The 22,972-nt window shown below is 61.1% G+C and carries 22 protein-coding genes and 1 tRNA gene; 15 read left to right on the top strand and 8 right to left on the bottom strand.

All coding sequences use genetic code 11. The features are described from left to right. Positions 1-19: 19 nt before the first annotated feature. On the bottom strand, positions 20-451 hold the full coding sequence (locus ACN0SD_RS06895; RefSeq protein ID WP_417807483.1) for a Fur family transcriptional regulator: 432 nt from the start codon (positions 449-451) through the stop codon (positions 20-22). 183 nt (positions 452-634) lie between these two features. Here ACN0SD_RS06895 and ACN0SD_RS06890 point away from each other — a divergent pair, with 183 nt between their 5' ends. Genes ACN0SD_RS06890 through ACN0SD_RS06875 form a run of 4 tightly spaced genes read left to right on the top strand, consistent with a single transcriptional unit; the run spans position 635 to position 3,997 of the window. Then, positions 635-1,465, top strand: a complete 831-nt coding sequence (locus ACN0SD_RS06890) for a metal ABC transporter substrate-binding protein (RefSeq protein WP_417807548.1) — start codon at positions 635-637, stop codon at positions 1,463-1,465. Beyond that, positions 1,462-2,313 (top strand): manganese/iron ABC transporter ATP-binding protein, encoded by an 852-nt coding sequence (locus tag ACN0SD_RS06885; RefSeq protein WP_417807482.1) that lies wholly within the window; start codon positions 1,462-1,464, stop codon positions 2,311-2,313. Before ACN0SD_RS06890 ends, ACN0SD_RS06885 begins: the two co-directional genes overlap by 4 nt. Continuing rightward, positions 2,310-3,167, top strand: coding sequence for a metal ABC transporter permease (locus tag ACN0SD_RS06880; RefSeq protein WP_417807481.1), 858 nt, complete (start codon positions 2,310-2,312; stop codon positions 3,165-3,167). Before ACN0SD_RS06885 ends, ACN0SD_RS06880 begins: the two co-directional genes overlap by 4 nt. Continuing rightward, the gene (locus ACN0SD_RS06875) at positions 3,164-3,997 is read left to right on the top strand and encodes a metal ABC transporter permease (protein WP_417807480.1); all 834 of its coding nucleotides are present in this window, start codon (positions 3,164-3,166) and stop codon (positions 3,995-3,997) included. The genes ACN0SD_RS06880 and ACN0SD_RS06875 overlap by 4 nt, the downstream gene beginning before the upstream one ends. Before the next feature lie 184 nt (positions 3,998-4,181). Here the strand turns inward: ACN0SD_RS06875 and ACN0SD_RS06870 are convergent, their stop codons facing one another. From ACN0SD_RS06870 to pdxH, 6 genes are all read right to left on the bottom strand, one after another. Then, positions 4,182-4,430 carry a hypothetical protein gene (locus ACN0SD_RS06870; protein WP_417807479.1) on the bottom strand — a complete coding sequence of 83 codons (249 nt, stop codon included), beginning with the start codon at positions 4,428-4,430 and terminating at the stop codon, positions 4,182-4,184. Positions 4,431-4,508: 78 nt separating this feature from the next. Then, complete coding sequence (locus ACN0SD_RS06865) at positions 4,509-8,180, bottom strand: vitamin B12-dependent ribonucleotide reductase (RefSeq protein WP_417807478.1); 3,672 nt, start codon at positions 8,178-8,180, stop codon at positions 4,509-4,511. A gap of 515 nt (positions 8,181-8,695) precedes the next feature. Continuing rightward, positions 8,696-8,772: transfer RNA gene (locus tag ACN0SD_RS06860), tRNA-Pro, on the bottom strand. Positions 8,773-8,814: 42 nt separating this feature from the next. After that, a complete protein-coding gene (locus ACN0SD_RS06855; protein ID WP_417807477.1) occupies positions 8,815-9,354 on the bottom strand; it encodes a DUF192 domain-containing protein in 540 nt (179 codons plus the stop codon). After that, positions 9,324-9,878 carry a cold-shock protein gene (locus tag ACN0SD_RS06850; protein WP_417807476.1) on the bottom strand — a complete coding sequence of 185 codons (555 nt, stop codon included), beginning with the start codon at positions 9,876-9,878 and terminating at the stop codon, positions 9,324-9,326. Before ACN0SD_RS06850 ends, ACN0SD_RS06855 begins: the two co-directional genes overlap by 31 nt. A 116-nt stretch (positions 9,879-9,994) precedes the next feature. Then, entirely contained in the window at positions 9,995-10,618 is a 624-nt protein-coding gene (gene pdxH / locus ACN0SD_RS06845) for a pyridoxamine 5'-phosphate oxidase (protein WP_417807475.1), read from the bottom strand. 138 nt (positions 10,619-10,756) lie between these two features. Between pdxH and fabI the strand changes: the two genes are divergently transcribed. The 7 genes from fabI to trpE all read left to right on the top strand — a co-directional run bounded on the left by fabI (position 10,757) and on the right by trpE (position 17,947). Continuing rightward, positions 10,757-11,578 (top strand): enoyl-ACP reductase FabI, encoded by an 822-nt coding sequence (fabI, locus tag ACN0SD_RS06840; RefSeq protein WP_417807474.1) that lies wholly within the window; start codon positions 10,757-10,759, stop codon positions 11,576-11,578. Positions 11,579-11,593: 15 nt separating this feature from the next. Next, on the top strand, positions 11,594-12,211 hold the full coding sequence (locus ACN0SD_RS06835) for a LysE family translocator (RefSeq protein ID WP_417807473.1): 618 nt from the start codon (positions 11,594-11,596) through the stop codon (positions 12,209-12,211). A gap of 27 nt (positions 12,212-12,238) precedes the next feature. Beyond that, positions 12,239-12,745 (top strand): xanthine phosphoribosyltransferase, encoded by a 507-nt coding sequence (gene gpt / locus ACN0SD_RS06830; RefSeq protein ID WP_417807472.1) that lies wholly within the window; start codon positions 12,239-12,241, stop codon positions 12,743-12,745. Continuing rightward, a complete protein-coding gene (locus ACN0SD_RS06825; protein WP_417807471.1) occupies positions 12,717-13,262 on the top strand; it encodes a DUF2127 domain-containing protein in 546 nt (181 codons plus the stop codon). Before gpt ends, ACN0SD_RS06825 begins: the two co-directional genes overlap by 29 nt. Before the next feature lie 98 nt (positions 13,263-13,360). Beyond that, positions 13,361-14,545 (top strand): aminotransferase, encoded by a 1,185-nt coding sequence (locus tag ACN0SD_RS06820; protein ID WP_417807470.1) that lies wholly within the window; start codon positions 13,361-13,363, stop codon positions 14,543-14,545. Positions 14,546-14,580: 35 nt separating this feature from the next. Then, positions 14,581-16,425: a SurA N-terminal domain-containing protein gene (locus ACN0SD_RS06815; protein ID WP_417807469.1), complete on the top strand. Its 1,845-nt coding sequence runs from the start codon at positions 14,581-14,583 to the stop codon at positions 16,423-16,425. Positions 16,426-16,435: 10 nt separating this feature from the next. Then, positions 16,436-17,947: an anthranilate synthase component I gene (gene trpE, locus ACN0SD_RS06810; protein WP_417807468.1), complete on the top strand. Its 1,512-nt coding sequence runs from the start codon at positions 16,436-16,438 to the stop codon at positions 17,945-17,947. Positions 17,948-17,982: 35 nt separating this feature from the next. On the opposite strand, the gene ACN0SD_RS06805 is transcribed toward trpE, so the two are convergent. Beyond that, positions 17,983-19,902 carry a divergent polysaccharide deacetylase family protein gene (locus ACN0SD_RS06805; RefSeq protein ID WP_417807467.1) on the bottom strand — a complete coding sequence of 640 codons (1,920 nt, stop codon included), beginning with the start codon at positions 19,900-19,902 and terminating at the stop codon, positions 17,983-17,985. Positions 19,903-20,097: 195 nt separating this feature from the next. Between ACN0SD_RS06805 and ACN0SD_RS06800 the strand changes: the two genes are divergently transcribed. From ACN0SD_RS06800 to moaC, 4 genes are read left to right on the top strand one after another with little or no spacing between them, the layout of a single operon-like run. After that, positions 20,098-20,691 carry an anthranilate synthase component II gene (locus ACN0SD_RS06800; RefSeq protein WP_417807466.1) on the top strand — a complete coding sequence of 198 codons (594 nt, stop codon included), beginning with the start codon at positions 20,098-20,100 and terminating at the stop codon, positions 20,689-20,691. Continuing rightward, positions 20,688-21,710: an anthranilate phosphoribosyltransferase gene (gene trpD / locus ACN0SD_RS06795; RefSeq protein WP_417807465.1), complete on the top strand. Its 1,023-nt coding sequence runs from the start codon at positions 20,688-20,690 to the stop codon at positions 21,708-21,710. Before ACN0SD_RS06800 ends, trpD begins: the two co-directional genes overlap by 4 nt. After that, entirely contained in the window at positions 21,707-22,504 is a 798-nt protein-coding gene (gene trpC, locus ACN0SD_RS06790; RefSeq protein ID WP_417807464.1) for an indole-3-glycerol phosphate synthase TrpC, read from the top strand. The genes trpD and trpC overlap by 4 nt, the downstream gene beginning before the upstream one ends. After that, positions 22,501-22,971 (top strand): cyclic pyranopterin monophosphate synthase MoaC, encoded by a 471-nt coding sequence (gene moaC, locus ACN0SD_RS06785; RefSeq protein ID WP_417807463.1) that lies wholly within the window; start codon positions 22,501-22,503, stop codon positions 22,969-22,971. The genes trpC and moaC overlap by 4 nt, the downstream gene beginning before the upstream one ends. Position 22,972 lies beyond the last annotated feature (1 nt).

Genomic DNA, 22,972 nt, shown 5'->3' with positions numbered 1-22,972 from the left:
TTTACCCGCGCAGAGAAACTCAGCCCTGCCCGGTCTTTCGCACATATAGCTCCATCCTGTGATGGACGATTTCGTAGCCTAGTTCGGCGGCGATTTCGGCCTGCAACTTTTCGATCCGCTCATTGCAAAACTCAATCACCTTGCCAGTTTCGACGTCGATCATGTGATCGTGGTGATCGGTCTCTGCGGGTTCGAAGCGGGCGGAGTCGCCCTCAAACCGATGGCGCTGAATAACCCCTTGAAATTCAAGCGTGGACAGCGTGCGATAGACGGTCGAAAGCGAAATTCCGGGCGCAATGGCATTGGCGCGACGATGCAATTCGGGCGCGTCGGGATGATCTTGCGCATTTGCGAGAACCTCCAGAATAGCAGCGCGCTGCCGGGTGACACGGATACCCGCGCGGCGCAGCGCGTCTGTCAGCTTTTCGATATGCTCTCTCGTGTCTTTCATAGGACGGTTCTGCCCGCGCGGCGCAAGCATTTCAAGATATTTCTTGCGAATGAGTCGCAACTGAGTTGACAGATGCAACTCATTCGCATCTGCATGGTGTCACGTAAATAGGAGATTCGCGTGATGTTTCGACGTTTCACAATCGGCTTGGCTACCGCTGTTGCGCTGTGCGGGACGCAGGCGATGGCGCAGGGCGAGAAGCTTAAGGTTGTCACGACCTTCACCGTGATCGCCGACATGGCGCAGAATGTCGCTGGCGACACCGCCGAGGTCGTGAGCATCACCAAGCCCGGCGCCGAGATACACGGCTACCAACCCACGCCGCGTGACCTCGTGCGCGCGCAGGGGGCGGATCTGATTTTGTGGAACGGGCTTAACCTTGAACGCTGGTTCGAGCAGTTCTTGTCCAACCTGCGCGATGTGCCTGCTGCGGTGGTCTCTGAGGGGGTCGATCCGTTGCCGATCGCGGGGGGCGAGTATGACGGCAAGCCCAACCCCCATGGCTGGATGGCGCTCAGTTCGGCGCTGATTTATGTGGACAACATCCGCGATGCGCTCAGTGCCGCGGACCCAGAAAATGCCGCGATCTACGCCGCCAATGCTGATGCCTATAAACGCCAGATTGCGGATGTGATCGGCCCGCTGCGCGATCAAGCGCGCGCCCTGTCCGAGGATCGCCGCTGGCTCGTGACATCGGAAGGTGCGTTTTCCTATCTGGCACGCGATTTCGGACTGCATGAGGTATTTCTCTGGTCGATCAACGCCGATGCGCAGGGCACGCCGCAGCAGGTGCGCAAGGTGATCGACACGGTGCGCGCACATCATATCCCGGTGATTTTCTCGGAATCCACGGTCTCGGACAAGCCCGCCAAACAAGTCGCGCGCGAAACCGGGGCGGCCTATGGCGGGGTACTGTATGTTGACAGCCTTAGCGCGGCGGATGGGCTGGTGCCGACCTATCTCGATTTGCTCCGCGTGACGTCCGAAACCATCGTGGAAGGGCTATCTCAATGAGCGAGGGCATTCGCGCACAAGGACTTACCGTCACCTATCGCAACGGACACACGGCGCTGCGCGATGCCTCGTTCGCGATTCCCACTGGCACGATCACGGCGCTGGTAGGCGTCAATGGCGCGGGTAAATCGACGCTGTTCAAGGCGCTCATGGGCTTTATTCCGGCCTCCAAAGGCACGGTCGAAATCCTCGGCCAGCCGGTGCGCGTCGCGATGAAGGCGCAGGCCGTGGCCTATGTGCCCCAAGCCGAAGAGGTCGACTGGACCTTTCCTGTTCTGGTCGAGGATGTGGTGATGATGGGGCGCTACGGGCATATGGGCTTTTTGCGCCGTCCCCGTGCCGCGGATCGCCAAGCGGTCAGTGATGCCTTGGCCCGCGTGAACATGACCGAGTTTCGCAAGCGTCAGATTGGCGAGTTGTCGGGCGGGCAAAGAAAGCGCGTCTTTCTGGCCCGCGCTTTGGCGCAGGATGCCCGCGTCATTTTGCTGGATGAGCCCTTCACCGGTGTTGATGTAAAGACCGAAGAACAGATCATCGCGCTCTTGGGCGATTTGCGCGCCGAGGGCCGCGTAATGCTGGTCGCCACCCATAATCTGGGGTCTGTCCCCGAGTTCTGCGACCGCGTGGTGCTGGTCAAGGGCACGGTGCTGGCGCATGGCCCCACCGAAGACGTCTTTACACCGGAAAACCTGCGCGAGGCCTTTGGCGGTGTGCTGCGCCACTTCATGCTGGAAGGCGAGCGCCTGCATGACGATGCCGACCCGCGCAAGCTTGAGGTCTTCAGCGATGACGAACGCCCGCTGGTGATCTATGACGAACGCACCCGCACGGTGGAGGGGCGCAAATGAGCGTCCTGCTAGAGCCCTTTTCCTATGGCTACATGACCAATGCGATATGGGTTTCTGCGCTAGTCGGGGCGGTGTGCGCGTTCCTGTCGGCCTATCTGATGCTCAAGGGCTGGTCGCTGATTGGCGATGCGCTCAGCCACTCCATCGTGCCCGGTGTGGCGGGGGCCTATATGCTGGGCCTGCCCTTTGCGCTTGGGGCGTTTTTGTCGGGCGGGTTGGCGGCGCTGGCGATGTTGTTCTTGCGCCAACGCTCGGGGCTAAAGGAAGATGCGGTGATCGGGCTGATCTTTACGTCGTTTTTCGGGCTGGGACTGTTCATGGTTTCGCTCAACCCAATGGCGGTGTCGATCCAGACGATCATCATGGGCAATATCCTAGCGATCACGCCCGCCGATACGCTGCAACTTGTGATCATCGGGGGCGTGTCGCTTGTGATTTTGCTCGCGAAATGGCGCGACCTGCTGGCGGTGTTCTTTGACGAGGCCCATGCGCGCACAATCGGCCTTAATCCCGGCCTGCTGCGGGTTGTGTTCTTTACGCTTCTGGCCGCCTGCACCGTGGCTGCGATGCAAACCGTGGGCGCATTTCTGGTGATCGCGCTGGTCGTGACACCGGGCGCCACCGCCTATCTTTTGACCGACCGCTTCCCGAGGCTGATCGCGCTGTCAGTGGCCATCGGTACGCTGACCTCGGGTTTTGGCGCTTATCTAAGCTACTTTCTGGACGGCGCGACGGGCGGAGTGATTGTCTGCCTGCAAACTGCGCTGTTCCTGCTCGCCTTCGTCTTTGCCCCCACCCACGGCGTCTTGGCCGCCCGTCGCCGCACGCGCCGCGCGCTGGAGAAGATCGCATGATCGAAACGCTTCTATTGCCGCTGCAATTTCCGTTTATGCAAAACGCGCTGCTGATCACCGCCTTGATTGCCCCCGCAGCGGCGATGCTGTCGAGCTTTCTCGTCCTCAAGGGCTGGTCGCTGATGGGCGATGCCACCAGCCACGCGGTGCTGCCGGGCGTGGTGCTGGCCTATCTTGCCGGCATACCGCTGATCATCGGTGCGTTTCTGGCCGGGCTGACCTGCGCGCTGGCGACCGGTTTCATCAAGGACCACTCCCGCGTCAAGCAGGATACAGTGATGGGGGTCGTGTTTTCGGGCATGTTCGGGCTGGGCGTTGTGATCTACACCCAGATCGAAACCGAGGTGCATCTCGATCACATCCTGTTTGGCAATATGTTGGGCGTAGGTTCAGCCGATCTGTGGACGGCGGGGCTGATTGCGGGCGGTGTAGCGCTGATCCTCGCGCTGAAATGGCGAGACATCCTCGCGCATGCCTTTGATCCGGTGCAGGCCCAGATGATCGGATTGAATGTCGGCTGGCTGCATTACGGGCTGCTGGCGATTTTGTCGGCCACGGTCGTGGCGATGCTGTCTTCTGTCGGGATTATCTTGGCGGTGGCCTTCCTGATCGCACCGGGCGCGATTGCCTTTTTGCTCACGCGCACCTTCGCAGGCATGCTGGTGGTGTCGATCATCGCGGCACTGGTGGCGGGGCTGTCAGGGATCTATGCGAGTTTCTGGCTTGATAGCGCCCCTGCCCCGACAATCGTGCTTTTGCTGACGGCCATGTTTCTGATCGCGCTGGCTCATAACAACTTTCGAACGGCACGCGCCTCGGCACAAAGTTAGTGCCAAATCGGACGCGATCCGAGCAGTGCACGCCCCTAAACATAAAAAGACCCCTTCCGAAGGGACGGAAGGGGCCAGTTTCGCCGATCAGGCTCGTTGATTCACCGCCCGAGGTGTTATTGGTTTCGCCTGGGCCTTCTCGGCGTCAGGGGCGAGCGCACCCGCCCCGGATGTCATTCTTCTTTCAGTGCAGCGCCATCGCGCCTTGACTGCGCAGCGTGACCGTGGTCGCAGCGCCCGCCATCCGGATGTCGATGACATCCATACGCTGGCGGTCCAAATCACCGCCGAGCATTTCAATCGAGGCATAGCCCCGAAACGTCGCGTCGATCAGCGAGGTCAGCGCCTCACCGGCCAAATCGGCCTCGATCCCACCGGGGATCTCGCGCAGCGCTTCGGGCGTGACCCGTTTATTTCCGACGATCAGTTCCACTTGCGTCCCTTCCCGATCCCGTCTGAGCGGGCTTGTCAGTCAAGACCCGGCGCCGTGGCACCGGGTCTGTTGTTTTGATCAACTACAGCCGCTGGTCGCGCCGCAGGTGTTGCACTTCATGCAGGTGCCGTTGCGCACGAGCGTATAGTTGCCGCAATCGCCGCAAGCCTCGCCCTCGTAGCCCTGCATCTTGGCCTTGGCGCGCGCATCCATCTGCACGCCGCCAGTCGCCACAGCGGTCGTCGTGGTGACCTTGGCTTGCACGGTTTCGCTGGTCAGAACATCGCCGATTGCGCCCCCGGCCAGCGCGCTAAACCCGCCCCCGCCTTGCAGCACCAACAGTTCCTGCGGCATCCGCTTGCGCAGATAGCCCGTCGAGGAAATCTGACGCAGCACTTCCAGCGATTTGCTGGCTTTTTCCGAGACCGGCTCAATATTGGGTTTGCCCTCGGTCTCGCCGCCGCCCAGATCGTCAAACGTCGCGCCTTGCGGTTTCACATGGGCCAGATCGGTGCGGTCAAGATAGCTCACGGCCAGTTCACGGAACACATAATCCAGGATCGAGGTCGCGTTCTTGATGCTGTCATTGCCCTGCACCATGCCTGCGGGCTCGAACTTTGTGAAGGTGAAGGCGTCGACGAATTCCTCAAGCGGCACGCCATATTGCAGACCAACCGACACAGCGATGGCGAAGTTGTTCATCATCGCACGAAAGCCAGCGCCTTCCTTGTGCATGTCGATGAAGATCTCACCCAGATCGCCATCGTCATATTCGCCAGTGCGCAGGTAAACCTTGTGACCACCGACCACAGCCTTTTGCGTGTAGCCTTTGCGGCGCGAAGGCAGTTTCTCGCGATGGCTGCGCACGACTTCCTTGACGATCACCTTCTCGATAATCTTCTCGGCCAGCACCGCGGCCTTTTCCTGCGCCGAACCGTTGGTCAGGATTTCTTCGGCTTCCTCGTCATCCTCGATAAGGGCCGAGGCGAGCGGCTGGCTGAGTTTCGAGCCGTCACGATACAGCGCATTCGCCTTGATCCCTAGCGACCATGACAGTTCATAAGCCGCCAGCGTTTCGTCAATCGAGGCCGAGTTGGGCATGTTAATCGTTTTCGATATAGCCCCCGAGATAAAGCTTTGTGCCGCCGCCATCATCGTAATGTGGCTTTCCACCGACAGATAGCGCTTGCCAGTTTTGCCGCAGGCATTGGCGCAATCGAACACGCCCAGATGTTCGTCTTTCAGATGCGGCGCGCCTTCCAGCGTCATGCTGCCGCAAACGTGATTATTGGCGGCCTCAATCTGCGCCTTGGTAAAGCCAAGGTGACGCAGCATATCAAAGGTCGGATCGTTCAGCTTTTCAGCCGGGATGCCCAGCGTTTGCGTGCAGAACTCTTCGCCCAAGGTCCACTGATTGAACACGAAACGGATGTCAAAGGCGGTCGGCAGGGCTGCCGCAACCTTTTCGATCTCGCGCGGGCCGAAGCCGTGGCCGATCAGTGTGGTGGTGTTGATGTCGGGGCAGTTGCCAAGGCTGGCGTGTCCCACGGCATGCGCGATCATTTCCTCGATCTGCGCGCTACCATAACCCAGCTTTTCAAGCGCCGCCGGAACCGAGCGGTTGATGATCTTGAAATAGCCACCCCCGGCGAGTTTCTTGAACTTCACCAGCGCGAAGTCAGGCTCGATGCCGGTCGTGTCACAATCCATCACCAAACCAATCGTGCCGGTGGGCGCGATGACCGAGACTTGGGCGTTGCGATAGCCGTACTTCTCGCCAAGGGTTAGCGCCTCGTCCCATGCTTTTTGCGCCAGCTCGATCAGACCCTGATCGGGGCAACCCGCATGATCCAGCGCAACGGGGTTCACGGCAAGCTTTTCATAGCCTTTGGTTTTGCCCTGTGCCGCAGTGCGGTGGTTGCGGATCACGCGCAGCATGTGGGCGGCGTTCTTTTCATAGCCGGGGAACGGCCCCAACTCGCCCGCCATCTCGGCCGAGGTCGCATAGGACACGCCCGTCATCACAGCGGTCAAAGCACCGCACAGCGCGCGGCCCTCATCGCTGTCATAGCCATAGCCCATATTCATCAGCAGACCGCCGATATTGGCATAGCCCAGACCCAGCGTACGGAAGTCATAGGACCGCTGCGCGATCTCTTTGGACGGAAATTGCGCCATCAACACCGAAATTTCCAGCGTCACCGTCCAAAGGCGGGTCGCGTGAACATAGGCTTGCGCGTCAAACTTGCCGTCCTTGTAAAAGGTCAGCAGGTTCATCGAAGCCAAGTTACAGGCCGTGTCATCAAGAAACATATATTCCGAGCACGGGTTCGATCCCCGGATCGCGCCGTCTTCGGGGCAGGTATGCCAGTCATTCACCGTGTCGTGGAACTGGATGCCCGGATCGGCACAGGCCCAAGCGGCGTGACCGACCTGCTCCCACAGCTCACGGGCGCGGATGGTTTTGGCAACCTTGCCATCGGTGCGCCGGATCAGCTCCCACGGGGCGTCGTCCTTGACCGCTTGCAAGAACGCGTTGGTCACGCGCACCGAGTTGTTCGAGTTCTGCCCCGAAACCGAGACATAGGCTTCGCTGTCCCAATCGGTGTCATAGGTCGGGAATTCGATGCTGGCATAGCCCTGACGCGCATATTGCAGCACGCGGTTGATATAGGTTTCAGGGATCATCACGCGCTTGGCGGATTTGATCGCGTCTTTCAGTGCCGGATTGGTCGAGGGATCAACCGAGGTTTCATCCGAGCCGTCACATTCGCGGATTGCCGTGAAAATCTTGTTCAGCTCACGCTCGTGCAGTTTAGACCCGGCAACGAGGCTGGCCACTTTTTGCTCTTCGATCACCTTCCAGTTCACGAATTGCTCGATATCGGGGTGATCCATATCGCAGATCACCATCTTCGCGGCGCGCCGCGTGGTGCCGCCCGACTTGATCGCCCCCGCCGCGCGGTCACCGATTTTCAGAAAGCCCATCAAACCGCTGGATTTTCCGCCACCCGAAAGCGACTCACCCGCAGCGCGCAACGAGCTAAAGTTGGTGCCCGTGCCCGAACCGTATTTGAACAGACGCGCCTCACGCACCCACAGGTCCATGATGCCACCATCGCCGACCAGATCGTCTTTGACCGACTGGATAAAGCAGGCATGGGGCTGGGGATGTTCATAGGCCGAGGCGGATTTCGTCAGCTTGCCCGATGTGTAGTCGACATAGAAATGACCTTGGCCCGGCCCGTCGATGCCATAAGCCCAGTGCAAGCCAGTGTTGAACCATTGCGGCGAGTTGGGCGCGGCCATCTGTTCGGCCAGCATGAAACGCATCTCGTCATAATAGGCGCGTGCATCGGCCTCGGTGGTGAAATAGCCACCCTTCCAGCCCCAGTAGCACCACGCACCCGCCAGACGATCAAACACTTGCTTGGCCGAGGATTCGCCGGTGAAGCGCGCCTCTTCGGGCAGACCCGCCAGCGCGGCCTCATCAGGAACCGAGCGCCACAGAAATTCGGGCACGCCCTTTTCCTTGACCTTTTTCAGCGCCGCCGGGACGCCTGCCTTGCGGAAATATTTCTGCGCCAGCACATCCGAGGCGACTTGGCTCCAGCGCTTGGGCACTTCGACGCTATCGTTGGAAAATACCACCGTGCCATCGGGATTGCGAATCTCCGAGGCCGTCGTCGTGAAGTCCAGTGCGCCATAAGCGCCGGTGTCTTCGGTGGTAAATTTCCGCTCGATCTTCATCTGCCCAATTCCTCATTTCAATGCGCGAGTGAAGCTTAGCAGGCGGCAAAGGCAGATCGACCGCTCGCATTGCTAGAATGCGAGTCGCCGCAACACGGTGGTGCTACGTCCCAACTACTGTCCCTTAGCCCGCTCGCCCCACTACATCTGGTGTTTACGATGCTGACGAACCACAACCTGCCGTAGGTCGAGTGATCCGTCAACGAATCTTTAAGGCTATCGGGAGCGTTTTTTATATTGACCCGCAAGGATTCACGGCTGCCACCTGATTCACCCACACCGTCCCTGTGGATAAGCTTGATCGCGAGAGGGCAAAAAATGCCTGTGATCCTTATGACTTGGCGGTAACGAAGCCGTGAATGTGGGCAATTCATCCACACACCACAATATCTTGTGGACAATATGACAGAGGGATGACGGTTTTTCTGGCGAAATCTCTGGGCGTGACTCTAGGGCCACATCCTAGAACCACCACAAGATGTAGTGGCGAACACAAATCAACCACAAGAGAGGGATGGTCGGGGCGGCGAGAATCGAACTCACGACCTTCTGTACCCAAAACAGACGCGCTACCAGGCTGCGCTACGCCCCGACTGCGCATTTCATAACCGCACCGCGCGGCCAAGGAAAGGGGTCACGGACAGGGAAATGCCGCGCGCGCCTGATCAATCGCGGGGTGGGCAAGCTGACTGCCCTCACTGATGCCCAGACGTGCGGCCAGTCCGCCGTTGATCTCAAGAACATATTGCACCGGCGCACCCGAGGGAATCGGCGTGTCATCATAAGGTTTGGCGTTGCGCGCAATCTTGGCCACCCGACCCGTCGCATCAATATAGAGAATATCGAGCGGCAGCGGCGTGTCATGCATCCAGAACGAGACCTCGCGCGCGTCGGGATAGACAAATAACATCCCTGCACTGCTGGGCAGATGAGTGCGCCCCATCAGCCCCTGCGCGCGCTCGGCGGGGGTCGCGGCGATCTCGACGTTGAATTGGCTGAGCTGCCCGTCATGACGCAAGATCGCCAGATCGTCGCGGCAGTTTGGCGTGGTTTGGGGCGGCGCGGTTTGTGTTTGCGCGCTGGCTATCGAGACGCTCAAAAACAGCGCCATTCCCAAGACCAAAAAATGCGAGAGCGCGGCGCCTAGCGCGATTGGCGCGAACTTGCGTCCCATGCCAATACCTGCGCCGCCATGCGACCGCGTTTGCCCTCGATCACGCGCAGACACACCGCCTCGCCCGGTGCCAGATCGGCAAAACCCGAGCGGCGCAGCACTTCCATATGAATGAACACGTCCTCGTCGCGCTCGAATACATTGGCGAACCCGAAGCCCTTGGTCTTTTCGAACCACTTCACCCGCGCGGGCTCTAGCGGCAGCGCGATGATCTCCTCGGGAGAGTTGTCGCCCAGATCCTCGATCGGCGCGACGATTTCGCCCTCGGGCGGCTCGATCGTCAGCACTTCGACCGCCTGCGACCCTCGCGGAGTGGTCTGCACCTTGACCGAGATCTGCGCATGATCGGCCACCGAGCCCTGCCCAAAATTGCGCAAGACATTGGCATGCAGCAAAATGTCCGGCCCACCACCTTGATCCAGAATAAATCCGAACCCTTTCACAGGATCGAACCACTTTACCTCGCCGGTGATCTCGCTCAGCACTTCGGGGCTTTCGCCTAACATCTTCCATCCCGTCTGCATGTTCGGGCTTTCCTGTTCGCTTATCTTTTCCGCATACAGTGTCGCGCGCCAAGAGATAGATCATCAAGAGAATTCCTCGTGATTCAAGTGAGTTCGCATTTCACGAAGCGTGAAATTCAGGGATTTAGGCGCGTGATTTGCCACGCGGCATCGCCTGATTGGCGCGTCCAGCGGAACCGATCATGCAGACGAAAAGCGCCATCCGCCCAGAATTCGATCTCCAAGGGCTTGATTCTGAACCCTCCCCAGAACTCGGGGCGTTTTGGGTTCGTGCCATGCGTCGCGGTGATCTTTGCAACATCCGCCATTAGGCTCGCGCGCGATGACAGTGGCTCACTTTGTCGCGAGGCCCATGCCCCAAGCCGCGATTTGAGCGAACGCGACGCATAATAGGCATCTGCCTGCGCCCCTTCTTCACGCGTCACCAAGCCGCGCACCCGAATCTGGCGGCGCAGAGATTTCCAATGCATCACGAACGCCGCCTTACCCGCACTTTCGACCTCACGCGCCTTGGCCGAGCCATAATTGGTGTAAAACACGAACGCCCCGCCCGAGGGCATCTCGACCCCCTCGATTTCCTTCAGCAGCACCATGCGCGCGTTCGGCATTCCGTCTTCATCGACACTCGCCAACGCAATCGCATTGGGGTCGTTGATCTCGGCACTTTGCGCCTCATCAAGCCAGCGCTGTGCAATCGCAAACGGGTTTTCGCCCGCGAAAATCCCACTCCGGTCACTCATATCACCCTCCATCAGCGTGACGGCCACCCCCTGCCCCCGCTTGGAATAGGCGTTCGCGCAGGTCAGCGGCCTTGATGCGTCTTCACCTTTCGCCTAAAGCAAACGGACTTACCAGAGCGCAGCGAGGGAAAACCTGACATGTCGAACAACCTGATGGTGGGCAAACGCGGCCTGATTATGGGCCTCGCGAATGATAAATCCATCGCCTGGGGCATCGCCAAGGCGCTAGGAGAGGCTGGCGCAGAGCTGGCATTTTCCTATCAGGGCGAGGCGCTGAAGAAACGCGTGGGGCCATTGGCGGCAACATTGGGGGCCGACACGCTGATCGAATGTGATGTCGCAGATGGCGACTCGATTGATACGCTGTTTGACACGCTCAAGGAAAAATGGGGCAAGCTGGATTTCGTCGTCCATGCGATCGGCTTCTCGGATAAGAACGAGCTGCGCGGGCGTTACGTTGACACCTCGCGCGACAATTTCGCAATGACGATGGATATCTCGGTCTATTCGTTCACCGCTGTTTGCGCGCGCGCCTCGGCCTTGATGGGCGATGGCGGCTCGCTGCTTACGCTCACCTATTACGGCGCTGAACAGGTGATGCCGCATTATAATGTGATGGGCGTGGCCAAGGCGGCCCTTGAGGCATCGGTAAAATATATCGCCGAGGATCTGGGCAAGGACGGCATCCGCTGCAATGCGATTTCCGCCGGCCCGATCAAGACGCTAGCCGCCAGCGGCATCGGCGATTTCCGCTATATCATGAAATGGAACGAGCTGAACTCGCCGCTGCGCCGCAATGTGACGCAGGAAGAGGTCGGCAAGGCTGCGCTGTACCTGTTGTCTGATCTGGGCAGCGGCACCACGGGCGAGACGCTGCACGTTGATGCGGGCTATCACGTCGTGGGCATGAAGGCGGTCGATGCGCCCGATATTGATGTGGTCACCGGTCGCAAAGACTGATCGGGAGCAACCACAATGACCCTCGCGGCCTTTACGGCGATCTACTTTGTGCATCTGGCGGCGGCGATGTCGCCGGGGCCTGCGGTGCTGCTGACGATGCGCACCAGTCTGCGCGAAGGCCTTGCACGCGGCGTCTGGCTGGCAATCGGGATCGGCTTGGGGGCGTGCATTTGGGCAGCGGCGGCGCTGTTTGGGCTGGCGCTAGTGTTTAAAGTGGCCCCGGCCTTGCTGACGCTTCTGAAATTCGCAGGCGCCGCTTACCTGCTTTATATGGCTTATAAGATGTGGCGCCATTCCGGTGACCCGCTGGACGCAGATCTACCCGCATTGCCAAAAGATCGCTCGCCGTTGCGCCTGATCTGGCTAGGCGTCTCGACCCAGCTCGCCAACCCAAAAGCCGCCGTCTTCTTTGGCACGTTTTTCTTAACCTTCATCCCGCCCGCCACCCCGCTTTGGGCTTATGGTGTGATCCTTGGCATCGTGTTTTTCAACGATGCGGGCTGGAATGTGCTCGTCGCGCGCGTGTTTTCGCTGCACAAAACCCGCGCTATCTATCTGAACCTGAAATCCGTGATCGAGCGCGTCTTTGGCGGGTTACTCGCCCTGCTCGGCCTCAAACTCGCCCTAACCTAAAACGCGCTCTGACTTGAGGAGAGACCGATGCCCGAGCTTCTGCCCCATGAAAAAGGCTTTCATGTCAGCTGGGATCAGCTGCATCGCGATGCCCGCGCGCTGGCGTGGCGGCTGGATGGCAAAGGGCCTGACCAAGGCAGCTGGCGTGGCGTTCTCGGGATCACCCGGGGCGGTCTGGTGCCCGCAGCCGTGGTCGCGCGCGAACTTGATATCCGCATGGTCGATACGATCTCGGTGAAAAGCTACAACCATCAAGAACAGCGCGACCCCGAGGTCATCAAACCGCCGCAAGCGTCGTTCATGGAAAACGGCGGCGAAGGTGTGCTGATCGTCGATGATCTGGTCGATACCGGCAAGACGCTGCAACTGGTGCGCGACCTGTTCCCCAAGGCCCATTTCGCCACCTGCTACGCCAAACCCCAAGGCGAGCCGCTGGTCGACACGTTCATCACCGAGGTCAGTCAGGACACTTGGATCTTCTTCCCGTGGGACATGGCGCTGCAATATGTGCAGCCCTATCGCGGCACGGATTAAGCCGATGCGCCTGCGCGCGCCCAATTCTCGCTTTGAACAGTTCCTGCATTGGGCGTTTGAGGCCAGCCTTTTGCTCAAGGGGCTGTTTGCGGCAGCAGAAACGCTCTCGGGGCTGGCTCTGCTTGGGATGCCAGGCAATGCGGTTTTACGCATGGCTCAATGGTTGACCCAGCGCGAGCTAAGCGAAGACCCAAAAGATGTGATCGCCAATGCGTTACTCAATGGCGCGCGCCATTTCTCGATCGAAACGCAAAGCTTTTACGGCTTTTACTTTACCAGCCACGGCGCGCTGAAGCTGCTTGTGGTGATCTTGCTGATGCGCGGCGTGCTGTGGGCCTATCCCGGCGCGATTGTGCTACTCACGGCTTTTGTTACATATCAGCTTTACCTCTGGAGCCTGCATCATGGCACAGCGATGCTACTGCTCAGCGCATTGGATGTGATCGTGATCGCGCTGACCGTGCATGAATGGCGGGCGCGCCACGGCTTTTCGCTGCGCAAGCGTAAACCGGATTAATCTTTCATCTGGCCATAAATACTCCCGCCGGAGGCATCTGCATCTTGCCAATCGCCGCGCCCTCTGGTGATCTCGCGCGATCAGCCAAAGGACGCCCGATGCCCCACCCGCTCAATCCCGCAATTGCCGCCACCTTCGCCCCGCCGGTGATGGAGGCGCAGCGCTGGCTGGAGGGTGTGCGATTCCCGCCCGAGCGCCCGTTGATCAATATCAGCCAAGCCGCGCCGCTTGATCTGCCCCCCGAAGGGCTGCGCCAAGCGATTGCACAGGCCGCGCTACATGACCCGCAAGCCCATCTTTACGGCCCCGTTCTGGGCCTGTCCGAGTTGCGCGCCGAAATCGCAGCGCAATGGAGCCCCCAGTATGGCGGCAGCGTCATGCCCGAGCAGGTCGCGATTACGCAGGGCTGCAATCAGGCGTTTTGCGCGGTGCTGGCCACGCTTGCGGGACCGGGCGACGAGGTGATCCTGCCGACCCCTTGGTATTTCAATCATAAAATGTGGCTTGATATGACGGGCGTGCGCACGGTGCCTCTGGCCCCCGGTGCGGGCTTGCTGCCCGACCCTGACGAGGCGCGCGCCAAGATCACGCCGCGCACCCGCGCCATCGTTCTGGTCAGCCCCAACAATCCCGGCGGCGCGGAATATCCCGCCGAGCTGATCCGCGCGTTTGGCGAACTGGCGCGCGCCCACCGCATCGCGCTGATCGTGGATGAAACCTATCGCGATTTCGACAGCCGCGAGGGCGCCCCCCATGACCTGTTCACCGATCCCGACTGGTCTGACTATTTCATCCAGCTTTACAGCTTCTCCAAAGCCTATCGTCTGACCGGCCACCGCGTGGGCGCGATTGTGGCCAGCGAGGCGCGCCTAGCCGAGGTTGAGAAATTCCTCGACACGGTCGCGATCTGCCCCAACCAGCTTGGCCAGATGGCGGCGCTTTGGGGGATGCGAAATCTTGGCGACTGGCTGGCAGGCGAGCGCGCCGAAATTCTTGCGCGTCGCGCGGCAATGGCGCAGGGGATCAACGCGCTTGAGGGCTGGGAACTGCTCGGCTGTGGTGCCTATTTCGCCTATGCCACCCACCCCGACCCGCGCCCTTCGCCCGAATATGCCCGCGCGCTCGTGCGTGAGGCGGGGGTCTTGATGCTGCCGGGCACCATGTTCATGCCCGAAAACAGCCCGCAAGCGGCGCGTCAGATGCGCATCGCGTTTGCCAATATCGACACCGCCGCCATCGGTGAGGTCATGGCACGCCTTGCAGCCCTGCAACCAAAGCCCTAAACACCGCCAAAAGATACGTCCGAGGAGGATAGCCCATGAAGTTGCGCAGTCACGGCAAGAGCGTGGTCGTCTGGATTTTGCTGGCAATGCTGGTGCTGGGGCTTGGCGGCTTTGGCCTCAGCTCGTTCTCGGGCAATGTGAAATCGGTCGGCTCGGTGGGTGAGACGCAGATTCCGGTCAACGAATACGCCCGCGCGTTACGTCAGGAAATGCAAACCCGCTCGCAGCAACTGGGTCAGCCGGTGACGATGGCGCAGATGCAGGCGGCAGGTCTGGATCAACAAGTTCTGGGCCGTCTGATCGGTGAGGCCAGCTTGGGCGAAGCCGCGCGCTCGCTGGGTGTGTCGGTCGGCGACACCGAGCTGCAAAAGCAGATCATGAATGTGCAAGCATTCCAAAATGCCAGCGGCAAGTTTGATCGTGAAACCTATAAATTCGCGCTGCGCCAACAGGGCTATAGTGAGCCGCAGTTCGAGGCGCAGCTGCGCGGTGACTTGGCGCGTTCGATCATCCAAAGTGCCGTGGGTGGTGGCGTTAAAGCCCCCGAGGCGGTGACCGATGCCTACACGCAATTCGTATCGCAAAGGCGTGGCTTCACTTGGGCCGAAATCACCGAATCCGATCTGGCAACCCCAATTGCCAAGCCCACCGATGAACAGCTTCAGGCCTATTACAAAGATCACATCGCCGATTTCACCGCGCCCGAGACGCGCGACATCACCTATGCGTGGCTCACGCCCGAGATGCTGAAAGATAAGGTCAAGATCGACGACGCGACATTGCAGCAGGAATACCAATCGCGCATCTCCGAGTTCAAGCAGCCCGAAAAGCGCTTGGTCGAGCGGCTGGTCTATCCCGATATGAAAGCAGCCGAGGCCGCCAAGGCCAAGCTGGACGCGGGCAAGGCAAGCTTCGCCGATCTCGCCAAAGAGCGCGGCCTAACCCTGCAAGACGCCGATCTGGGCGATGTCACGCAAGACGAGTTGGGCAAGGCTGGGGCTGCGGTTTTCGCACTTAAATCGCCGGGCGTGGTTGGCCCGATTGAGACCGATCTGGGCCCTGCCCTGCTGTCGATGAACGGCATCATCGCGGCGCAGGAAACATCGTTTGCGGATGCGCGTGAGGAGCTTGCAGGGGAGGCCGAAACCGACGCCGCCCGGCGCGAGATTTCCCAGCAAACCGAAAGCCTGTCCGACAAGCTGGCGGGCGGCGCGACGCTGGAAGACATGGCCAAGGAAACCGATATGGAGCTGGGCCAGATCGCCTTTACCGCCGACAGCAATGATGGCATCGCGGGCTATGACGAGTTCCGCAAAACCGCGCAGGCTGTGACCAAAGACGACTTCCCAGAAATGGGCAATCTTGCCGATGGCGGGGTGTTTGCGCTGCGCCTGAACAAAATCGTGCCGCCCACGCCGATCCCGTTCGATCAGGTGCGCGACAAGGTGGCCAGCGCGTGGCATGACGCGCAAGCGCTGAGCGCCAAGGAAGCGCGCGCCAAGGACGTGCTGGCCGAGATCGCAGGCGGCAAATCACTGGGCGCCACGGGGCTTTTGACCACGACCGTGCCCTCTATCGCGCGCGGCGGCTATTCCGATGATCTCTCGCCTGCCGTGATCGGCAAGGTCTTTGACACCGATCCGGGTAAGGCGGCGCAGGTCAGCGCGGATGACAAGGTTTATATCGTCGTCACTGACAAGATCATGGACGCCGATATGAACGACCCCGACACCAAGTTGATTTCGGGTCAGATCGCGCAGCAACTGTCGCAATCTCTGGCCAATGACATGCTCAATTTCTACGCCACTGCCGTCGAGGGTGAGTCGGGCTTCACGCTTGACAGTCAGGCCGTGACAGCGGTGCAGTCGCAGATCCAATAGGAGGCCTCAGGTGGTCGCTCTTTCGCCGTCGTTCGAGGAATTCGAGGCCAAATGGGCCAAGGGTCAAAACCAGCTTGTCTATGCGCGTCTTGCGGCTGATCTGGACACGCCGGTTTCGCTGATGCTCAAGCTGGCCGAGGCACAGCCCAATTCCTTCATGCTGGAATCGGTGACGGGCGGCGAAGTGCGTGGGCGCTATTCCATCGTGGGAATGAAGCCCGATGTGATCTGGGAATGTCGCGGCACGCAGGCGCGCATCAACCGCGCTGCGCGCTTTGACGAGGCATGGGAAGACCTGCCCGGCCATCCGTTTGAGAGCCTGCGCGCGCTGATTGCTGAAAGCCGCATCGAGATGCCCGAGGGGCTGCCCGCTGCTGCCGCCGGGCTGTTTGGCTATCTGGGCTATGACACGATCCGTCTGGTCGAGCATCTGCCCAACGTGAACCCCGACCCCATCGGCGTGCCCGATGCGATGTTGCTGCGCCCGTCTGTCGTGGCGGTGCTCGATGGGGTGAAGGGCGATGTGATTTTATGCGCGCCCGCGTTTCAGTCCTCGGGTCTGTCGGCACGCGCGGCCTATGCACAAGCGGCTGAGCGGGTGTCGGATGCGCTGCGCGATCTGGACCGCGCGCCCAATGAGGGGCGCAATCTGGGTGAGATGCGTCAGGTCGGCGAGATGCGTTCGAACTTCACCCAAGACAGCTACATGGCCGCCGTCGAGCGCGCCAAGGATTACATCCGCGCGGGCGACATCTTTCAGGTCGTGCCAGCGCAGCGCTGGTCGGCGGATTTCCCGCTTCCGCCGTTTGCGCTTTATCGCAGCTTGCGGCGCACCAACCCTTCGCCGTTCATGTTCTTCCTCAATTTCGGCGGCTTCCAAATTGTCGGCGCCAGCCCCGAAATCCTCGTGCGGCTGCGCGACGGAGAGGTCACCATCCGCCCCATCGCAGGCACCCGCCCGCGCGGGGCAACCCCGGCGCAGGATAAGGCGCTGGAAGAAGACCTGCTGGCGGATAAAAAGGAACTGGCCGAGCATCTGATGCTGCTTGATCTAGGACGCAACGATGTGGGCCGTGTGGCCAAAATCGGTACCGTCCACCCGACCGAGAAATTCATCATCGAGCGCTATAGCCACGTCATGCATATCGTCTCGAACGTCGTGGGCGAGTTGGCCGATGGCGAGGATGCGCTGTCAGCCCTGCTGGCGGGGCTGCCTGCAGGCACGGTTTCGGGGGCACCAAAAGTGCGCGCGATGGAAATCATCGACGAGCTGGAACCCGAAAAACGCGGCATCTATGGCGGGGCCGTGGGCTATTTCGCCGCCAATGGCGAGATGGATATGTGCATCGCGCTGCGCACCGCTTTGGTCAAGGATGAGACGCTGTATATCCAAGCCGGGGGCGGTGTTGTCTATGACAGCGATCCGCTGGCCGAGTATCAGGAAAGCGTGCATAAATCCAACGCCTTGCGCCGCGCCGCCGAGGATGCGGGCCTGTTCGTGCAATCGCGAAACAACAGCTAAATTGCGAACGCTGCGCGCCGCCTGAAAGCGGCGCGTCAGTTGTTCGGCGTGTCGGGTTGCACCGCTTGCAGCGCCACCGCCGAGACCGGGGCGAGATCGTATTTCGCCGCCGCATCGGACGCCCACCCGGTAAGCGCGCTCACAGTCTCGGGCCAGGCCGACATCATCACCACAATTTTGCCGCCGCGATCCGCCTCAAAGCCGGCGCGCGACAGCATCCGCTCGATCACCGGGGCCTTTTCACGATTGCCATCCAGCACCCGCCAGACCTTTGCACGCGGCAAACCCACTGACGATGCGATCTGATTGGCGGAATCAAAACCGCGATCCTGCGTGACCAGCCCCATCCCTTCGCGCCCCAGCGTCGACACCATCTGGCGCGCCAGTTTGCGGGTGTTCTGGAACACCGGCTTGGGGCGCTCGACCACCGCCACCGCTTCGGGGATCACCTGACGCCACGCTTCAAGTGCGACCTCAAGGTCTTCGGGCGTGGCATCGGAGGGCAAATCTGCCGCCAAGATCGCAACCTCATGCCCCGCCGCGCGCAAGGTTTGCGCATCTTGAGCCGCATCGGAACGGGTGGGATCGATCGCGATGGTGACGGGGAAATCAAGCGCGGCAATCGTATCGACATCCAGCCCGCCAGCCGCCGTACCCGGATCAATCAACACCACGGAATAAAGCGATTTGGCATCGTCATGCACGAAGGGCAGCGCGTAACGCTCGATTGGCGGCAAATCGGGGTTATCGGCGGCGGGCGTTTGATCTGCGCCATCACCGTTTCCATCCTCGGGCGTGGCATCGGTCGCAGGCTCGCTAGCCGCGCCAATCTGGGGGAGACGATCAACAACCACATTGGGCGCACTGCGAAAGCCCTGAACCGGCTGCCCCGGCAAGCGGCGCGGTTCATCGCCCAAAGTGATGACGCGCGGCTTGGCTGGCGCGCCCTGTTCTGGGGCGGGTCCAGCCATTCCCGGCGGGCGCGGCTCATCAGGACGCAACTCAGGATTTGGCTGCTCTTGCCCCGTCATTGCGGGCTGTACGGGCGCATCGGCTGCGGGCTTTGGCATCTCAGCTTGCACGACATTGGGAACGGATGGGCCCGGCACCGGCTGGGGCGTAGAAGGGGTGGAAATCGTGGCGCGAACCTGCGGCGCGGGGGCCATGTCGGGCATCGCGCTTTTGGCCACACCGAAATCCTGCACATCGGGCAATGGCGGCATACCCGCTGCCTCTGGCATCGCCGAGCCAGCGCCCCTCACGTGCGCGGACTGCGGATTTTGCGCAATCTGCATCCCCGCATCTCCCAAGGGTTCGGGTGCGCTCCCCTGCTCGAGCGCGCTGCTATCGGGGCTTTCGGGCGGCATCTGCGCGCTTGCATCCGCGGGCGCGTTGGCCCCTGCATCCGGCGCATTCGCGTCCGGCTCGGTCATCGCAATCTGGGCATCCGTCCCCGCCATCGCCTCGTTTGCACCAAGCTCGGGGGTTTGCACCTCGCCGGGCGGGGGAACGGGGATCGGCTGCTCTGGCGCCGGCGCTTGGGCCAACGCGTCTGCTGTCAGCGGCTCTTGGGGCTGGGGCACCGGAGCCCTTGGATCAGCAACCGGGCGCACGCCCGGATCGGTGCCTGCAATCGTCATATCAGCCTGATCGTTATTTGACTGGCTGACAGGCGCGCGCGGTGCGGCATTGGGCGCACTTAACGGCGCGCCTGCCGGATTGGGCATATCGGGCACCCGGTCAGACGGGCCACGCGCGAAATCAGACCCCGCAGGCACATCGACAGGACTGGCGGCGGGGGCTACATCTTGCCCCGCTTGCTTGATTGGTGCGTTAGCGGTTGCGGGCACGGGTTGGGTTGAATTGGGCAAGGGCGCCATAACCGAGGCCGCGCCCAGAGCGAGCACACTCACCCCGGTTCCCAGCGCCACACCTTTGAGCACCGATGCCATCATCTGCCTGCCTCCACTGCCCCACGCGCGTCGTTTTGCGCGCCCTTCATATCGCGCGAGGCCTTGACCCTACCCCGCTGCTAATTGCATCTATAGCCTGACCCGTTCCCCGGTTCACCCCTCTTTTGATGTCAGGCGCAAATTTGCGCACATCTTTTCAAGGGCAAGCCAAGGATCATAAAAACGCGAGGCCCGGCCATGCTGCTGCTCATCGATAATTATGACAGCTTCACCTATAATCTGGTGCATTATTTCGGCGAGCTGGGCGCAGATGTTCAAGTCTGGCGTAACGATGCACTGGACGTTCAGCAGGCCATGGGCATGGGGGCCGAGGCGATCGTGCTATCACCCGGTCCCTGCGATCCCGCGCAGGCGGGGATTTGCCTGCCGCTGACGCTGGCCGCGGCCCAAGCGGACCTGCCGTTGCTGGGCGTCTGTCTGGGCCATCAGGCGATTGGTGAGGCATTCGGCGGCCAAGTCGTGCGCCATAGCGAGATCGTGCATGGCAAGATGGGCGAGATCCTGCATCACGGCAAAGGCGTGTTTTCTGGGCTGCCCTCGCCGCTGTTGGCGACGCGCTATCACTCGCTAGTGGTAGACCGCGAAAGCCTGCCTGATTGTCTAGAAATCACCGCCGAGCTGGCCGATGGCACGATCATGGGGCTGCGCCATCGCGAAAAGCTGATCGAGGGGGTGCAGTTCCACCCCGAATCCATCGCCTCGCAACACGGCCATGCGATGTTGAAAAATTTTCTGACAGAGGCAGGCGTTGACCTGAAGGTGCCCGCATGAGTGATGCGATGAAACCGCTGATTTTTGCGGCCTCCGAAGGCCCGCTCAGCCGCGCGCAGGCCGAGGCCGCGTTTGAGGTGCTGTTCACCGGTGAGGCCACCCCGGCCCAGATCGGCGGCCTGCTGATGGCGATGCGTGCGCGCGGCGAAAGCGTGTCGGAGTATGCTGCTGCGGCGGCAGCGATGCGCGCCAAATGTGTGCCCGTCACCGCCCCCGAGGGCGCGATCGACATCGTGGGCACGGGTGGCGACGGGATGCACACGCTTAATATCTCGACCGCTGCTGCCTTTGTGGTGGCGGGTGCAGGTGTGCCGGTCGCCAAACACGGCAACCGCGCCGCCAGCTCGCGTTCGGGCACGGCGGATGTGCAAAGCGAGTTGGGAATCGACGTGATGGCCGGACCTGCGGCCACCGAGCGCGGTTTGGCCGAGGCCGGGATCGGCTTTATGATGGCGCAAATCCATCATCCGGCGATGAAACATGTCATGCCAGTGCGTCTGGAACTGGGTTGCAAAACGATCTTTAACATCTTGGGGCCGCTGACAAATCCGGCAGGCGTCAAGCGTCAGTTGACCGGTGCATTTGCCCCCGATCTGATCTGGCCGATGGCCGAGACGCTGCAAATGCTGGGCAGTGAGAAGGCGTGGCTTGTGCATGGCTCGGATGGCACGGATGAGATCACGATCACCGGCGTGACCGAGGTCGCCGCGCTGGAAAATGGCAAGGTGACTGGGCGCACGATCCACCCCGAAGATGCGGGGCTGCCCGTGCATCCCTTCCGCGATTTGCTGGGTGGCACGCCTGCTGAAAACGCGACCGCCTTGCGTGCGGTGCTGGCGGGTGAAAAGTCTGCCTATCGCGATGCGACGATTTTGAACGCCGCCGCCGCGCTGGTGGTGGCCGACAAAGTGGGCGATCTGAAATCGGGGGCCGAAATGGCCGCGCACAGCATCGATTCCGGGCGTGCCAAGACCGCGCTGGAAACGCTGGCGCGCATCACGCAAGAGGTCAGCGCATGAGCACGATCCTCGACAAGATCAAGGCCTATAAGCTTGATGAAATTGCCGCTGCCAAAACCGCCCGCCCGCTTGGCAACATTGAGGCCGAGGCACGCGCTCAATCGCCCACGCGCGGCTTTGCCAAGGCGCTGAGTGCCAAGGCGGCTGACGGCTACGGGCTGATCGCGGAAATCAAGAAAGCCTCGCCCTCCAAGGGCTTGATTCGCCCCGATTTCGACCCGCCCGCGCTGGCGCAAGCCTATCAGGCAGGCGGCGCGGCCTGCTTGTCGGTGCTGACCGATACGCCCTCATTTCAGGGCGCGCCCGAGTTCCTGCGCGCCGCCCGCGCCGCCTGCGCCCTGCCCACGTTGCGCAAGGATTTTCTGTATGACACCTATCAGGTCGCCGAGGCGCGCGCTTGGGGAGCCGACTGCATCTTGATTATCATGGCCTCGGTCGAAGATACGCTGGCGGTCGAACTGGAAAATGCCGCAATGGGCTGGGGCATGGATGTGCTGATCGAGGTGCATGACGTCGAGGAACTGGAGCGCGCTCTCACCCATCTGAAATCGCCGCTGCTGGGCGTGAACAACCGCAATCTCAAGACCTTCGAGGTCACGCTGGATGTCACCCGCGAACTGGCCCCTGCGATCTTGGATGCCGGGCGCGATCTGGTCTGTGAAAGCGGTATTTTCACCCGCGAAGACCTCGCCGCGATGGCGCAAGTCGGTGCGCGCCGCTTCCTGATTGGCGAAAGCCTGATGCGGCAAGACGATGTGGCCGCAGCCACCGCCAAATTGCTGGAGGTCGCATGAGCCTGAGCCATTTCGACGAGGCCGGACAGGCGCATATGGTGGATGTCTCGGACAAGGACGTGACCGACCGTATCGCCGTGGCCGAAGGTTGCGTAAAAATGCGCCCCGAAACCCTTGATTTCGTTCTGAAGGGTAGCGCGAAAAAGGGCGACGTTCTGGGCATCGCGCGGATCGCGGGCATCATGGCCGCCAAGAAAACCGCCGATCTGATCCCGCTGTGTCACCCGCTGCCGATCACCAAAGTCACGCTGGAACTGACGTCGGATACCGGCCTACCCGGCGTGCGAATTACGGCCACCGTCAAGACCTCGGGTCAGACCGGCGTCGAGATGGAGGCGCTGAGCGCGGTTTCTGTCGCGGCGCTGACCGTCTATGACATGCTCAAGGCGGTGGAAAAATCGATGACCATCGAAGGCATCCGCGTCGTGCTTAAAGATGGTGGGAAATCCGGACGATACGAGGCCTAGC

This window comes from Thioclava sp., assembly GCF_048263065.1.
Classification (GTDB): Bacteria; Pseudomonadota; Alphaproteobacteria; order Rhodobacterales; family Rhodobacteraceae; genus Thioclava.
This window is presented reverse-complemented; position numbering and strand designations above follow the sequence as displayed.